This window comes from Streptomyces sp. NPDC057002 (genome assembly GCF_042673825.1).
Taxonomy (GTDB): Bacteria; Actinomycetota; Actinomycetes; order Streptomycetales; family Streptomycetaceae; genus Streptomyces.
In genome coordinates this window covers 1,824,363-1,840,734 of the sequence record NZ_JBHURZ010000001.1, presented here as the reverse complement: position 1 = coordinate 1,840,734, position 16,372 = coordinate 1,824,363, and the positions used below count along the sequence as shown (strand labels likewise).

The 16,372-nt window shown below is 74.5% G+C and carries 2 protein-coding genes (1 of these 2 running past the window's edge); both read left to right on the top strand.

Annotation, left to right across the window (positions count from 1 at the left end):
• On the top strand, window positions 1–9,161 hold the 3' portion of the coding sequence (locus ACFT32_RS08070; protein ID WP_382486975.1) for a non-ribosomal peptide synthase/polyketide synthase. 8,308 nt of this gene lie to the left of the window's left edge; the window shows 9,161 of its 17,469 coding nt (coding positions 8,309–17,469); the start codon falls outside the window, past its left edge; the stop codon is at window positions 9,159–9,161.
• Window positions 9,161–16,372, top strand: coding sequence for an amino acid adenylation domain-containing protein (locus ACFT32_RS08065; protein ID WP_382486973.1), 7,212 nt, complete (start codon window positions 9,161–9,163; stop codon window positions 16,370–16,372). Before ACFT32_RS08070 ends, ACFT32_RS08065 begins: the two co-directional genes overlap by 1 nt.

Here is a 16,372-nt window from a genome sequence, read left to right as displayed (position 1 = left end):
GCGGCACCGGCACCATCACCGCGCAGTTCACGGCGATCGGCTTCGACGTGTCGGCGCAGGAGATCCTGTCGACCCTGCTGTACGGCAAGACGCTCGCCCTGTGCCCGGAGGACGTACGCCGCGACCCCGACGCCCTGGCCGCCTGGCTGGACCGCGTCGGCGTCAGCGAGCTGTACGCCCCGAACCTGGTCGTGGACGCGGTCTGCCGGGCCGCCGACGAGCAGGGCCTCGACCTGCCAGGCCTGCGCCACATCGCGCAGGCCGGCGAAGCCCTGACCCCGCGCGGCGCGATACGCGCGTATCACGCCCGCCGGCCCGGCCGCCTGCTGTACAACCACTACGGGCCCACCGAGACCCACGTCGTCACGGCCCACACGATGCCCGGCGACATCGCGGCCTGGACCGACACCGCGCCCATCGGCCGCCCCGTCGCCAACACCCGCGCCTATGTGCTCGACGCCCGCCTGCGCCCCGTACCCCCCGGCTCCACCGGGGAGCTGTACATCGCCGGCGCCGGACTCGCCCGCGGCTACTGGGACCGGCCGTCCCTGACCGCCGAGCGGTTCACGGCCTGCCCGTTCGGGGAGCCCGGCGAGCGCATGTACCGCACCGGCGACCTGGCCCGCTGGAGCCAGGACGGCAGCCTGGAGTACCTCGGCCGGGCCGACGACCAGGTGAAGATCCGCGGCTTCCGCATCGAGCTGGGCGAGGTCACCGCCCGTCTGGCCGGCCACCCCGGCGTCGCCCGCGCCGCCGTCGTCGTGCGTGAGGACACCCCGGGCGACCGCCGGCTCGTCGGCTACGTCGTACCGGAGGACGACGCGGCCCCGGACCCGGCGGCACTGCACCGCCACCTGGCGGCCGCGCTCCCCGACTACATGGTGCCGTCGGCCTTCGTGGCCCTCGACGCCCTGCCGCTGACCCTCAACGGAAAGCTGGACCGCCGGGCGCTGCCCGCGCCCGCCCCCGCCGACACCGCCGGGGCCGGCTCGGGCCGGGCCCCGCGCACCCCGCACGAGGAACTGCTGTGCGGTCTGTTCGCCGAGGTGCTGGGCCTGCCCACGGTCACCGTCGACGACGACTTCTTCGCCCTCGGCGGCCACTCGCTGCTCGTCACCCGGCTGGTGAACCGCATCCGCGCCGCCCTGGCGGCGGAGGTCACGGTCCGCCAGGTCTTCGAGGCGCCCACCGTGGCCGGGCTCGCCGCGGTCCTCGACGGCGCAGGCCGCGGCCGCGTCCCCGTCACCGCCGTCGACCCGCGGCCCGCGCGGCTGCCGCTGTCGTTCGCACAGGCGCGGCTGTGGTTCCTCGAACGCCTCCAGGGGGCCTCCGCCACGTACACGATCCCCGCCGCGCTCCGCGTCACGGGAAACCTCGACACCGGCGCGCTGCGGCAGGCCCTCGCCGACACCGTGGCCCGGCACGAGGCCCTGCGAACCGTGTACGCCGAGGACGCCGAGGGACCGCACCAGGTCGTCCTCGACGCCGGCACCGCGCCGGAACTCCACGTGGAGACCACCGCACGCGCGGAACTGGACGAGCGGGTCGCCGAAGCGGTCCGCAGGCCCTTCGACATCCGCACCGAACTCCCGGTACGGGCCCATCTGTTCACCGTGACGGACACACCGGACGGTGCCGCGCAGGAGCACGTGCTCGTCCTGCTCATGCACCACATCGCCGGCGACGGCTGGTCGATGCCCCTCGTGGGCCGCGACCTGGCCACCGCCTACGCGGCCCGCAGCGAAGCCCGGGAGCCCGACCGGCGGCCGCTGCCCGTGCAGTACGCCGACTACGCGCTCTGGCAGCGCCGGGTCCTCGGCGACGACGGTGACCCCGACAGCCCGCTGGCCCGCCAGCTGCGGTACTGGCACGACACGCTCGACGGCGCGCCGCAGGAGCTGGAACTGCCCACCGACCGGCCCCGCCCCGCCGCCACCGCCCACCACGGCGACCAAGCGCCCCTGGAGATCCCCGCCGGCCTGTACGCCCGGCTGCGGCAGCTGGCCGACGAGACCCGGTCCAGCCTGTTCATGGTGCTCCAGGCCGGCCTGGCCGCCCTCCTCACCCGGCTCGGCGCGGGCACCGACATCCCGGTGGGCGCGCCCGTCGCGGGCCGTACCGACGACGCCGTCACCGACGTGGTCGGACTGTTCGTCAACACGCTCGTGCTGCGCACCGACACCTCCGGCGACCCGACCTTCGCCGAGCTGATCGCCCGTGTCCGGGAGACCGACCTGGCCGCGTACGCTCATCAGGACGTGCCGTTCGAGCGGCTGGTGGAGGAGCTGGCCCCCGAGCGGTCCCTCGCCCGGCACCCGCTCTTCCAGGTCGCGCTGGCGCTCAACAACACGGCGGAGTCCGGGGTGTCGCACACCCTGCGGCTGCCGGGCGTCACCACCGCGCCGTACGAGGTGGGCACCTCCACCGCCAAGGTCGACCTCACCTTCGCCCTGCAGGAGCGGGCGGAGGCCGCCAGGGACGGTCTGCACGGTGTCCTGGAGTACAGCACCGACCTGTTCGACCGGCCGACGGCGGACGCCCTCGCGGCCCGCTGGATCCGCCTGCTCGACGCGCTGTCCGCGGACCCCGGCCGGCGCATCGGGGCCGCGGAGCTGCTGGACGCCGCCGAACTGCGCCGCGTACGCGACGAGTGGGCCGACGGCGGGCCCGCCCTGCCGCCGCGGACCCTGCACGCCCTGATCGAGGACCAGGTGGCCCGCACCCCGGACCACGTCGCCGTGGAGGGCGACACCGGGCCGCTCACCTACCGGGAGCTGAACACCCGCGCCAACCGGCTCGCCCGGCTGCTCGCCGCCGAGGGCGCGGGCCCCGACCGCGTCGTGGCCCTGCTCATGCCGCGCGGCACCGCGTGGATCGTGGCGATGGTCGCCGTCGCCAAGGCCGGCGCCGCCTGGCTGCCGGTGGACCCCGCGCACCCGGCCGACCGCATCGCCTACCTGCTCGACGACGCGGCACCGGTCCTCGTGGTCACCGACTCCCGCGTCGTGGAGGCGGCGGAGACCGGCCCGGTCGCGGACGCCGCCGCCCGGGTCGTCGACCTCGGCGCGGACGGCGTCCGGGGCCGCCTGGCCGACCTGGCCGGCACCGATCTCACGGACAGCGACCGCGCCGCCCCCGTGCACCCCGCGCACACCGCGTACGTCATCCACACCTCCGGATCCACCGGCCGCCCCAAGGGCGTGGCCGTCCCGCACCACGGGCTCAGCTCGATGCTCGTCGGCCACATCCGCAACCTGGCCATGGACACCTCCAGCCGGGTCCTGCAGATGATGTCGCTCAGTTTCGACGCCGCCGTCGCAGACGTCGTCCAGGCGCTGGTCTCCGGTGCGACCCTGATCCTCGGCCCCGCCGACAACCGGCTCCCCGGCGAGGAGATCGCCGCCCTGCTGACCGACAAGGCGGCCACCCACGTACTGCTGCCGCCACCCGTGCTGGCCACCGTGCCCGAGGACCGGGCCGCGACCGTGCGGACCGTGATGACCGGCGGCGAGTCGCTCGGGGTGGAACTCGCCGCCCGCTGGATCCGCGGCGGCCGCCGGGTCATCGACGCGTACGGGCCGACGGAGGCCACGGTCACCGCCACTATGAGCGAGCCGCTCGCCGAGGGCGAGGTCCCGCACATCGGCCGGCCTCTGCCCGGCACCCGCGTGTACGTCCTCGACCGGGGACTGCGCCCGGTGCCGCCGGGCGTGGGCGGCGAGCTCCACATCGCGGGAGCCGGTGTGGCCCGCGGCTACGTGGGGCGCCCCGCCCTGACCGCGGAACGCTTCGTGCCCTGCCCGTTCGGCGAGCCCGGAGCGCGCATGTACCGCACGGGCGACCTGGCCCGCTGGAGTCCCGACGGCCACCTGGAGTTCCTCGGCCGCGCGGACGACCAGGTCAAGGTACGCGGGGTACGCATTGAACCCGGTGAGATCCGGGCGGCCCTCACCGCCCTGGCACAGGTGCGCACGGCGGAGGTGCTGGTGCGCGAGGACCGGCCGGGCGACCGGCGGCTCGTCGCCTACGTCGTCCCGGTGGACGGTGCCGCGCCGGCCCCCGGCGAGCTGCGCGAGCAGGTCGCCCGGACCCTGCCCGGCCACCTCGTGCCGTCGGCGTTCGTGGTGCTCGACGCGCTGCCGCTGACCGCGAACGGCAAGCTCGACCGCGGCGCCCTGCCGGCCCCCGCACCCACCGCCGGCACCGGGCGCGCCCCTCGCACCACCCGCGAGGAGATCCTCTGCGCGCTGTTCGCCGAAGTACTCGGAGTGGAGCGGGTCTCCATCGACGACTCCTTCTTCGACCTCGGCGGACACTCGCTGCTCGCCACCCGGCTGGTCAGCCGTATCCGCGCCGTCCTGGACTCCGAGGTCGCCATCCGCGCCCTGTTCGACGCGCCGACCGTCGCCGGGCTGGCGGCCGCCCTGCCGGGCGCGACCGGCGCCCGGGTCCGCGTCACGGCCGGGCCCCGGCCGGAGCGGACGCCCCTGTCGCACGGGCAGCGCAGACTGTGGTTCCTCAACCGCTTCGAGGGGCCCGGCGCCGGCTACAACATGCCGCTGTCGCTGCGGCTCACCGGTCCGCTCGACCGTACGGCCCTGGCCGCGGCCGTCCGTGACGTCGTGGCCCGGCACGAGACGCTGCGCACCGCCTTCGGCGAGGACGAGGAAGGGCCGTACCAGCGGGTGGCCGACGCCGCCGACGCGGACGTGGAGCTGCTCGTCGTCCCCGTCACGGAGGACGAACTCGACGAGCGGCTGGCGCGGGAGGCCCGGCACCCGTTCGATCTGAGTGCGGAACTGCCCCTGCGGGCCCGGCTGTTCGCCCTGGCCGAGGACGACCATGTGCTGCTGCTGCTCATGCACCACATCGCCGCCGACGGCTGGTCGATCCCGCTGCTGGCACGCGACCTGACCCGCGCCTACACCGGACGGCTGGACGGCGGCGGACCGGACTGGCCCGCGCTGCCGGTGACGTACACCGACTACACGCGGTGGCAACGCGAACTGCTCGGCGACGAGGACGACAGCGACAGCGAGACGGCCGCACAACTGGCCTACTGGACGCGCACCCTGCGCGGGCTCCCCGAGGAACTGCCGCTGCCCACCGACCGGCCGCGCCCCGCGTCCCCGTCCTACCGGGGCGACCGCTTCGAGATCTCGGTGCCCGCCGGGCTGCACGACCGGTTGCACACCCTGGCCCAGGAACACCACGCGAGCGTCTTCATGGTGCTGCAGGCGGCCCTGGCCACCCTGCTGTACCGGATGGGCGGCGGCAGCGACATCCCCGTCGGCTCGCCCGTCGCCGGGCGCACCGACGAAGCCCTGGACGACCTCGTGGGTTTCTTCGTCAACACGCTGGTGCTCCGCACCGACGTGTCCGGCAGCCCGTCATTCGCCGAACTCCTCGACCGGGTGCGGGACTCCGTCCTGAGCGCCTACGCCCACCAGGACGTGCCGTTCGAGCGGCTCGTGGACGCCCTCAGTCCGGAGCGGACCCTCGCACGCCACCCGCTGTTCCAGGTCGTGCTGTCGCTCAACAACACGGCCCGCGCCGTGCCCGGCGGCACGGCCGGGCGGCACGGACTGCGCGTGGCCCCGCACCCGGTCGGCACCGCAACCGCCACCTTCGACCTGCTCTTCGGATTCGGCGAGGAGCCGTCCGCCGACGGCACGCCCGGCGACCTGTACTGCTCCGTCGAGTACAGCACCGACCTCTTCGACGAGACGACCGTGCGGGCCGTCGCCGACCGCTATCTGCGGCTCCTCCAGGCCGTCGCGGCGGACCCTCGCACCTCGGTGGACCGCATCGACGTCCTCGCACCCGCCGAGCGGGACCTCGTCCTCGGCGCGTGGCACGACACCGCCCTGGACCTGCCCGAGCGCACCTGGCCCCAGCTGTTCGAGGACCAGGTGCGGCGCACCCCGGACGGCGTCGCCGTCGAGCACGCCGGCACCGCCCTGACCTACGCGGAACTCGACGCCAGGGCCAACCGGCTCGCCCACCACCTCATCGGTCTCGGCGTGGGGCCCGAGCAGTTCGTGGCCGTCGCCCTGCCCCGCACCGAGGAGCTCGTGGTCGGCCTCGTGGCTCTCCTCAAGGCCGGCGCGGGATACCTGCCGATCGACCCCAACTACCCGGCCGACCGCATCGCCTACATGCTGGAACAGGCTCGCCCCGCGCTGCTGGTGACCACCGAGGGCACCGCCGGGACGCTGCCCGCCGGCGACACTCCGCGGCTGCTGCTGGACAGCCCGCAGACCCGGGCCGCCGTCGCCGCGAGCCCCGGCCACCGCCCCGCCGACGACGATCGCACCGCCCCGCTGCGGCTGGACGGCGCGGCGTACGCCATCTACACCTCGGGCTCCACCGGCCGTCCCAAGGGCGTCGTCGTCCCCCACACGGGACTCGCCTCGCTCGCCGCGGCCCACGTCGACAAGCTCGCCCTCGAGCCCGGCAGCCGGGTCCTGCAGCTGGTGTCGCCCAACTTCGACGCCGCGATCGGGGACTTCGTGATGACTCTGGTCACCGGAGCCACCATGGTCCTCGGCCCGGTGTCCGGCCTCGTCGGCGGCGACGAGCTGGCCGAGCTGATCACCCGGGAGCGGGTGACGCACACGGCCCTGCCGCCCACGCTGCTCGCCACCCTGGACCCCGAAGGCGCCCGCACGCTGAAGGGCGTGCTCATGGGCGGCGAGTCGTTCTCCGCCGAGCTGGCCCGGCGCTGGTGGCGCGCCGGGGTGCGGGTCATCAACGTCTACGGCGCGACCGAGTCGACCGTGCTGACCACCATGAGCGACCCGCTGCGCGGCGACACTGTCCCGGACGCCGGCCGGCCGATCCCCAACGACCGCCTCCACGTACTGGACGCGGCACTCAACCCGGTGCCGCCCGGAGTGACGGGCGAGGCGTACCTCGCCGGAGCGGGCGTGGCCCGCGGCTACCTCGGGCGGCCCGACCTGACCGCCGAGCGGTTCCTGCCCGACCCGTTCGGCCCGCCGGGCACCCGGATGTACCGCACGGGCGACCTGGTGCGCCGTACCGGCGACGGCCGCGTCGTCTTCGTCGGCCGCGCCGACGAGCAGGTGAAGATCCGCGGTTTCCGGGTCGAGCTGAGCGAGATCGAGGCCGTCCTGGCGCAGCACACCTCGGTGGCACAGGGCATGGTCACGGTCCGCGAGGACCGGTCGGGCGACCGGCGCCTGGTCGCGTATCTGGTCGGCGACGGGGGCGAGGTCGACACGGCCGACATCCGCGCCCACCTCAGCCGCGCCCTGCCCGACTACATGATCCCGGCCGCCCTGGTGGACCTGGACGAGTTCCCGCTCACCCCCAACGGCAAGATCGACCGCAGGGCGCTGCCCGCACCCGAGTTCGGCGGCGGCGAGCCGGGCCGCGCCGCCCGCGACCCGCGCGAGCGGTTGCTGTGCGAACTGTTCGCCGACGTCCTCGGCCTCGAACAGGTCGGCGCCGACGACGAGTTCTTCGCCCTCGGCGGCGACAGCATCATGTCGATCCAGCTCGCCAGCCGGGCGCGCAGGCGCGGCCTGGTCCTCACCGCCAAGGAGGTCTTCGAGCACAAGACGCCGGCCGCTCTGGCCCGCGTCGTCACCGAGACCGACGGCGCCGCCGCCGAGGAGGAGGGCGCCGGCATCGGCCCCGTGCCCGCCACGCCCATCGTCCACTGGTTCGCCGAACTCGGCGGCCCCGTCGACGAGCTCCACCAGTGGCGGGTCATGCAGGCCCCGGCCGACTGTGCCCTGGACACGCTGACCGCCACCGTGCAGGCACTGCTCGACCACCACGACGCCCTGCGGCTGCGGCTCACCACCGAACCCGGAACACCGGGCGACGGCCCCGGGGCGGGCGACGGCTGGCGGCTGGAGGTCACCGCGCCCGGCGCGGCCGGCGCACGGCAGTGCGTGGAGCGGGTGGACTGCGCCGGCCTGGGCGACGACGCCCTCCTCAAGGTGATGGCCGAGCACGCGGACACAGCGCGCCGCCGGCTGTCGCTCCGGGACGGCTCGCTGGTGCGGGCCGTCTGGTTCGACCGCGGCCCGGACGAGCCCGGCCGGATCTTCCTGAGCGTGCACCACATCGCCGTCGACGGCGTCTCCTGGCGGATCCTGCTGCCCGACCTCGAAGAGGCCTGGCAGGCGGTCGCCCAGGGCCGGCAGCCCGCGCTCCAGCCCGTCGGCACCTCCTTGCGCGGCTGGGCGAGACGGCTCGCCGACTGGGCGCAGGACCCCGCCCGAGAGGCCGAACTGGCCCACTGGGAAGAGGTGCTGAGCCGAGGCGAGCCTCGGCTGGGCCGCCGTCCCCTGGACCCGGGCCTGGACGTGAACGAGCGGGGCGCGACCCTCGCCCGTACGCTGTCTCCCGGCCTCACCGAGGCCGTCCTGACCACCGTGCCCGAGGCATTCCGCACCGGGGTCGACGAGGTGCTGCTGACCGCGCTGGCCATGGCCCTGGTGGAACTGCGGGGCGGCGGCGACACCGGCATCCTGGTGGACCTGGAGGGCCACGGCCGCGCCGAACACCTGCTGCCGGGCAGTGAACTCTCTCGCACCGTCGGCTGGTTCACCGTCATGTACCCGGTGCGACTCGATCCCGGCCGCTACGACCGGGCCGAGGCGATGGCCGGCGGAGACGCCGCCGGGCAGGTCCTCAAACGGATCAAGGAGCAGCTGCGGGCCGTACCGGACGACGGGCTCGGATACGGGGCCCTGCGCTACCTCAACCCCCGTACGGCACCCCGGCTCGCCACCCGGACCGGAGCCCAGATCGGCTTCAACTACCTGGGCCGGTTCGCCGAGTCGGACACCACCGAGGCCGTCACCGACTGGTCGGTGCTCGCCGACCTCGGCGGCGTCGGCGGCCAGGCGCCCGGGATGCGGCTGCCGCACGCGCTCGACCTCGCCGCCGTCACCCGGGACGGCGCCCGCGGCCCCGAGCTCACGGCCCACTGGCTGTACGCCGCGGACCTGCTCCCGCCGCAGGAGGTCGGCCGTATCGCCGACGCCTGGGTGCGGGCGCTGGAAGCCCTGGTGGAGCACGCCCGCCGGCCGGAGACCGGCGGCTACACCCCCTCGGACATGCCTCTGGTGGAGCTGAGCCAGAGCGAAATCGATCTGCTGGAAGACGACTGGAGGACGTCGTGATGAGTCAGTCGGGACTTGAGGAGATCCTTCCGCTGTCACCGTTACAGGAAGGCATTTTCTTCCACAGCGTCTACGACGAGACCGCACCCGATCTGTACGCGGTGCAGCTCGTGGTGGATCTGGAGGGCCCGCTGGAGCGCGACGCCCTCCGGGCGGCGGCGGACGGCCTGCTGCGCCGCCACGCCAATCTGCGGACGAGCTTCCGCTACGAGGGGGTCAACCGCCCGCTCCAGATCGTCCACCGCGCGGTCGAGGTGCCCTGGTACGACGTCGACCTCACCGCCCTGGCCGAGGAGGACCGGGCCGCCGAGGCCGACCGGGTCGTCGCCGAGGACCGGGCCCGCCGCCTGGACCTGGCAAGACCGCCGCTGATGCGGTTCACCCTGGTCGTGCTCGGCGCGGGCCGCCACCGGCTCGTCCTGACGTTCCACCACGTCCTGCTCGACGGCTGGTCCCTGCCCGTCCTGTGGCGGGAGCTGTTCGCGCTGTACTCCAGCCGGGGCGACGTGTCGCGGCTGCCCGCGGTGCGCCCGTACCGCGACCACCTCGCGTGGCTGGGGCGGCAGGACCGGGTCGCCGCCGAGAACGCCTGGCGCGAGGCGCTGGGCGACCTGGACGGACCCACCCTGGTCGCGCCCGACGCCGGCAACGTGTCCATGGTCCCCGGACAGGTCAACGTCCAGCTGCCGGAGGGGACCACGCGCGCCCTCACCGAGTGGGTGCGCGAGCAGGGCCTCACCATGGGCACCGTCCTGCAGGGTGTCTGGGCGATCGTGCTGTCCCGGCTCACCGGCCGCGACGACGTGGTCGCGGGCGTCACCGTCTCCGGCCGGCCGTCGGAGATCGACGGTGTCGAGAGCATGATCGGCCTGTTCATCAACACCGTGCCCATGCGGGCCCGGCTGCGGCCGGCGCAGCCCATGGCGGAGTTCCTGCGGCAGCTCCAGGACACCCAGACCCGGCTGCTGGCCCACCAGCACATCGGCCTCGCCGACATCCGCAGAGCCATCGGCTCCGACGGCCGCGGCGGGCTCTTCGACACCCTCACCGTCTTCGAGAACTACCCCTCCGGAGGCGGCGGCGGGGCTTCCGACGCCGCCCTCAGGGTGACCCGCGTCGACAGCCAGGACGCCAACCACTACCCGCTGTCCCTGATCGGGGCGCCCGGTGAGCGGATCTGGCTGCGCCTGGACCACCGTCCCGACCTGTACGACGAGGCCGCGGCCCGGCACATCATGGACCGGGTGGTGCGGATCCTGGAGGCCGTGGCCGCCGCACCCGACAGCCCCGTCTCCCGGATCACCGCCGCCGCCGAGCCGGGTGGGGTGCCGACCTTGCCGGAGGGCTCGGCCGGCACCGTACGCGAGGTGCCCGACGCCGCCCTGCCCGAGCTGTTCCGGGCCCAGGCCCGCCGGGTGCCCGACGCCCCTGCCGTCGTGACCGACGACCGCACCCTCACGTACGCCGAACTCGACGCGCGAGCCAACCGGCTGGCGCACCGCCTCGCCGCCGCGGACGTCGGCCCCGAGTCGGCGGTCGTGCTGCTGATGGAGCGCTCGCCGGAGGTGCCGGTCGCCGTGCTCGGCGTCCTCAAGGCGGGCGGCCACTACGTGCCCCTCCACCACGGCTTCCCGCTGGACCGGATGCGCGACGCCGCCGAGGAGGCCGGTGCCCGGGCCGTCGTCACGGACCGGGCGACCGCGCCGCGCGCCGACGAACTCGCCGACGCGCTCGGCGTCCCCGCGATCGTCGTGGACGACCCGGACCCGGGGGAGTGGCCGGCCGACGACCCCGGAGTGGCCGTACACCCCGACCAGGCGGCGTACGTGATGTTCACCTCCGGCTCCACCGGCCGGCCCAAGGGCGTCGTGGTGACCCAGCGGGGCGTCGCCGAACTCGCCTTCGACGGCCGCTGGCACACCGGCGCCCACGAGTCCGTCCTGATGAACGCCACCCTCGCCTTCGACGCCTCCACCTACGAGTTGTGGATACCGCTGCTCGCGGGCAACCGGATCGTCGTCGTCCCGCCCGGCGAGACCGACGTGGACGCCGTGGCCCGCACCATCACCGGGCACGGCGTCACCGGTGCCCTGCTCACGACCGCGCTGTTCAACGTGCTCGCCGAGGAGCGGCCCGAGGTCTTCGCCGGGATGCGCGAGATCACCACGGGCGGTGACGCCGCCTCCGCGCAGGCGTTCCGCCGGGCCCTGGAGCACTGCCCGGGCCTGACGGTCACCAACCTCTACGGCCCGACCGAGATCACCATGAACGCCACCCACCACGCGGTGACCACGGCCGGTGCGCTCGGCTCCACGGTCCCCATCGGCGGCGCCATGGACAACACCCGCCTGTACGTCCTGGACGGCGGCCTCCTGACCGTGCCCGGAGGGGTGACCGGCGAACTGTACGTCGGCGGCGCCGGCGTGGCGCGCGGTTACGCGGGCCGCTCCGCCCTCACCGCGGAACGCTTCGTGCCCGACCCGTTCGGCCCGCCCGGCTCCCGTATGTACCGCACGGGCGACCTGGTGCGGCGCACCCCCGCCGGCGTCCTGGAGTTCGCCGGACGCGCCGACCACCAGGTCAAGATCCGGGGCTTCCGGATCGAACCCGCCGAGGTGGAGGCCACCGTCGCCCGCCACTCCCGCGTCGGGCAGGCGGTCGTCGTCGCCCGCCGGGACCCGGCGGGGGAGAAGCGCCTCGTCGCGTACGTGGTGCCCGCGGCCGATGGCGGCACCGGCGCCCCGGACCCCGAGGCGCTGCGCGCCCACACCGCGCAGACGCTGCCCGGCTACATGGTGCCGACGGCGTTCGTGGTGCTCGACACGCTGCCGGTGCTGCCGAACGGCAAGGTGAACCCCAAGGCGCTGCCGGACCCGGACTGGGACACCGCCGTCCTCGGCCGAGGCCCGCGCAGCCCCCGCGAGGAGATCCTCTGCGGTCTGTTCGCCGAGGTGCTGGGGCTGCCCCGGATCGGCATCGACGACAACCTCTTCGAGCGGGGCGGGAACTCCCTGCTGGCCACCCGCCTCGTCAGCCGCATCCGCTCCACGCTGCGCACCGAACTCGCCATCCGGGAGCTGTTCGAGGCGCCGACGGTGGCCGCGCTCTCCGCGGTCCTGGACCGCAGCGGCGACGGCCGCGGCGGCATCACACCGGCGGTCCCGCGCCCGCCGCGCGTCCCCCTGTCCTTCGCCCAGCAGCGCCTGTGGTTCCTGCACGGCGTGGAGGGCCCCAACCCCAGCTACAACCTGCCCGTGCCGCTGCGCCTCACCGGCCGCCTCGACCACGCCGCCCTGCGCGACGCGCTCACCGACGTCGTCACCCGGCACGAGCCGTTGCGCACCGTCTTCGCGGAGGACGCGAACGGCCCCTACCAGCGGGCCCTGCCGCCCGCGCCCGTCCCCGTCGAGGTCGTCCCGGCCGACGAGGGCCGGCTGCGCGGACTGCTCGACGAGGCCGTGCGGCACCGCTTCGACCTGTCGGAGCAACCGCCGCTGAAGGTCTGGCTGTTCCAGATGTCCGAGACCGAGCACGTCCTGCTGCTGCTCATGCACCACATCGCCGCGGACGGCTGGTCCATGCCGCTGTTGCGCCGCGACCTGACCGTCGCCTACGCGGCACGGCACGCCGGGCACGCCCCGAGGTGGGAGCCGCTGCCGGTCGACTACGCCGACTTCAGCGTGTGGCAGCGGACGATGCTGGGCAGCGAGGACGACCCCGATTCCGTCCTGTCCCGTCAGCTCGCCCACTGGACCGAGCAGTTGGCGGGCCTGCCCGAGCAGCTCGAGCTGCCCGCCGACCGCGAGCGGCCCCTGGTGTCCAGCGGCGAGGGCGGCATGCTCGTCTTCGACGTGCCCGAGCGCACGCACGCCGGACTCGCCAAACTCGCCCGCGACACCCGGTCCACCCTGTTCATGGTCGTCCAGGCGGGGCTCGCCGGGCTGCTGTCCCGGCTCGGCGCGGGCACGGACATCCCCATCGGGACGCCCATCGCGGGCCGCACCGACGACGCCGTCGGCGAACTGGTCGGCTTCTTCGTCAACTCCCTCGTGCTGCGCACCGACGTGTCCGGCGATCCCACCTTCACCGAGCTGGTGGCGCGGGTGCGCGACGTCGACCTGGCCGCCTACGCCCACCAGGACGTGCCCTTCGAGCGCCTCGTCGAGATCCTCAACCCCCAGCGGTCCCTGGCCCGCCACCCGCTGTACCAGGTCCAGCTGGCCTTCGACAACAACGACCAGAAGGCCGTTGCCGACGTGCAGGGGCGGCTGCCCGGGCTCACTGTCGCCAACGAGCCGGTCACCGTCGACACCGCCAAGTTCGATCTGCTGTTCTCCTTCGCGGAGCGGCGCGGCGCTGACGGCACGCCCGCCGGGATGATCGCCTCCCTGGAGTACTCCCGCGACCTGTTCGACGAGGAGACCGCCCGCTCCGTCGTGGACGCGCTGCTGCGGCTCCTCGCTCTCGTCGTGGAGAATCCGGCCGCGCGGGTGCGCCGCGTCGACGTCCTCGCGGACCGGGACCGCGACCAGGTCCTCACCGAGTGGAACGCCACCACCCGGGAGCACCCGTGGCGGCCCTTGCCGGAGCTGTTCGAGGAGTGGGCCGCGCGGCGGCCGGACAGCCCGGCCGTGGTGCACGAAGCCGTCGTGGACGACACGGCGTCCGGCCCCGTCGAACGGCTGACGTACGGCGAGCTCAACGCGCGGGCCAACCGGCTCGCCCGGCTGCTCATCGGCCGCGGCGTGGGCCCGGAGTCGTACGTCGCCATCGCCCTGCCCCGCTCGCCGCTCCAGGTGACCGCGGTCTGCGCGATCCTCAAGACCGGCGCCGCGTACGTGCCCGTCGACCCGGCCCACCCCGCCGAGCGCGTCGCCTACATGCTCGACGACGCCGACCCGGCCGTCCTCCTGACCACCACCGACGTGGCCGCCGCCCTGCCCGCGGGGCGTCCGGGCACCGTCCTGCTCGACGACCCGGCCGTCCACGACGCCCTCGGGGCGCTCCCCGGCACCGACGTCACCGACACCGAACGCACCGCCCCGGCCCTGCCCCGGCACCCGCTGTACGTCATCTACACCTCCGGCTCCACCGGCCGCCCCAAGCCCGTGGTCATGCAGGCCGGCGGCCCGGCCAACCTGGTCGCCTGGCAGGACGGGCTCCTCGCGGGCAACCGGATCACCGCCCAGTTCGCGCCCATCGGGTTCGACGTGTCGGTGCAGGAGATCCTGTCGGCGCTGCTGTACGGCAAGACGCTGGTGCAGTGCCCCGAGGACGTGCGGCGCGACTCCGAGCGCCTGGTGCGGTGGCTGGACCGGCACGGCGTGCAGGAACTGTTCGCACCGAACCTTGTCGTGGAGGCGGTGGCCGACGCGGCCCGCGAAGCCGCCCTGGACCTGCCGGAACTGCGTGACATCGTCCAGTCCGGCGAGGCACTGGTGGCCGGCGAGTCCCTGCGCGCCTTCCACGGGCGGGTGCCCGGCCGGCGCCTGCACAACCAGTACGGCCCTACCGAGACCCATGTGATGACCGGCTGGGTGCTGCCCGCGGATCCGGCGGAGTGGGAGAACGCGCCCACCATGGGCGGCCCCGTGGACAACGCCCGCCTCAGAGTCCTCGACGCGGCGCTGCGCCCCGTGGCGCCCGGCCGCACCGGCGAGCTGTACATCGCCGGCGCCGGCCTGGGCCGTGGCTACCTCAGGCGGCCCGGCATGACCGCCGAGCGTTTCGTCCCCGACCCGTTCGGGGCGCCCGGTGAACGCATGTACCGCACGGGCGACCTGGTCCGCTGGACCCGCGAGGGACAGATCCGGTACATCGGCCGCGCCGACTTCCAGGTGAAGATCCGCGGCTTCCGGGTCGAACCGGGCGAGGTGGAGGCGGCGCTCGTCCGCCATCCGGCCGTGGCGAAGGCCGCCGTGGTCGTCCGCGAGGACTCGCCCGGTGAGAAGCGCCTGGTCGCCTATGTGGTACCGGACGAGAGCGCCGCACCCACTGCCGCCGAGGCTCTCGACGAGACGCTGGCCGCGCACGTCCGGGCCGGGCTGCCCGAGTACATGGTCCCCTCGGCGTTCGTCACCCTGGACGCCCTGCCCCTGACCCGCAACGGCAAGCTGGACCGCCGCGCCCTGCCCGCGCCGCGTACCGCCGCGGCCTCCCTCGCCCACCCGCGCACCCCCGAGGAGAAGGTGCTCGCCGACCTCTTCGCCGAGTTGCTCGAGCTGGAGGCGGTGGGCGTCCACGACGACTTCTTCCGGCTCGGCGGGCACTCCTTCCTCGCCACCCGGCTGGTCCGCCGGATCCGCTCGGACCTCGGCGTGGAGATCTCCGTGCGGACCGTCTTCGAGGCGCCGACCGTGGCGGGCCTGGCCCGCGCCCTGGGCTCGGACACCTCTCGCGACCCACTCGACCCGCTGCTGCCGCTGCGCCCCCGTGGCGACCGTCTGCCGCTGTTCTGCATCCACCCGGGCTCCGGCACCAGCTGGTCGTTCTCCGGCCTGCTCACCCACCTGGACTCCGAGCAGCCCGTGTACGGGCTCCAGGCCCGCGGGCTGACCGAGCCGGACCGGATGCCCGACTCGATCGCGGAGATGGCGGACGACTACATCGCCCGCATGCGCGCGGTGCAGCCGGCGGGCCCGTACGCGCTGCTCGGCTGGTCCTTCGGCGGCCTGGTCGCCCATGCCGTCGCCGTACGGCTGGAGGAGCAGGGCGAGGAGGTGCGGATGCTGGGCATCATGGACACCTTCCCGCCCGACCTGGAGGCCGAGGCGCCCAGTTGGGACGACCACGAGATCATCGCCCCGCTGCTGGCGTCCGGCTTCTCCTTCGACATGGGGGAGCTGGCCGTGGACCGCGACGCGGTGCTCGCCCGGTACGCCGCGTACCTGGAGGAGGAGAACAACCGCCTCGCCGCGCTGGGTGAACAGGGCCTGGTGAAGAGCATGAACGCCTACGTCCACAACAACCGGCTGATGGGCACCTTCCAGGCCGGTGTGTTCGGCGGGGACCTGCTCTTCTTCACCGCCACGCGCCCCACGCCCGGAGTGGAGTACCCCGAGGAGGTCCGGGCCAGGCTCGTGCCGGAGGCCTGGCGGCCGTACGTCAAGGGCATCATCGCCAACCACGACGTCGACTCCACGCACGGCGGGATGCTCTCCGACGCCGAGGCGGTCACCGTCATCGGCCGGGCCCTGGCCGACGCCCTGTGA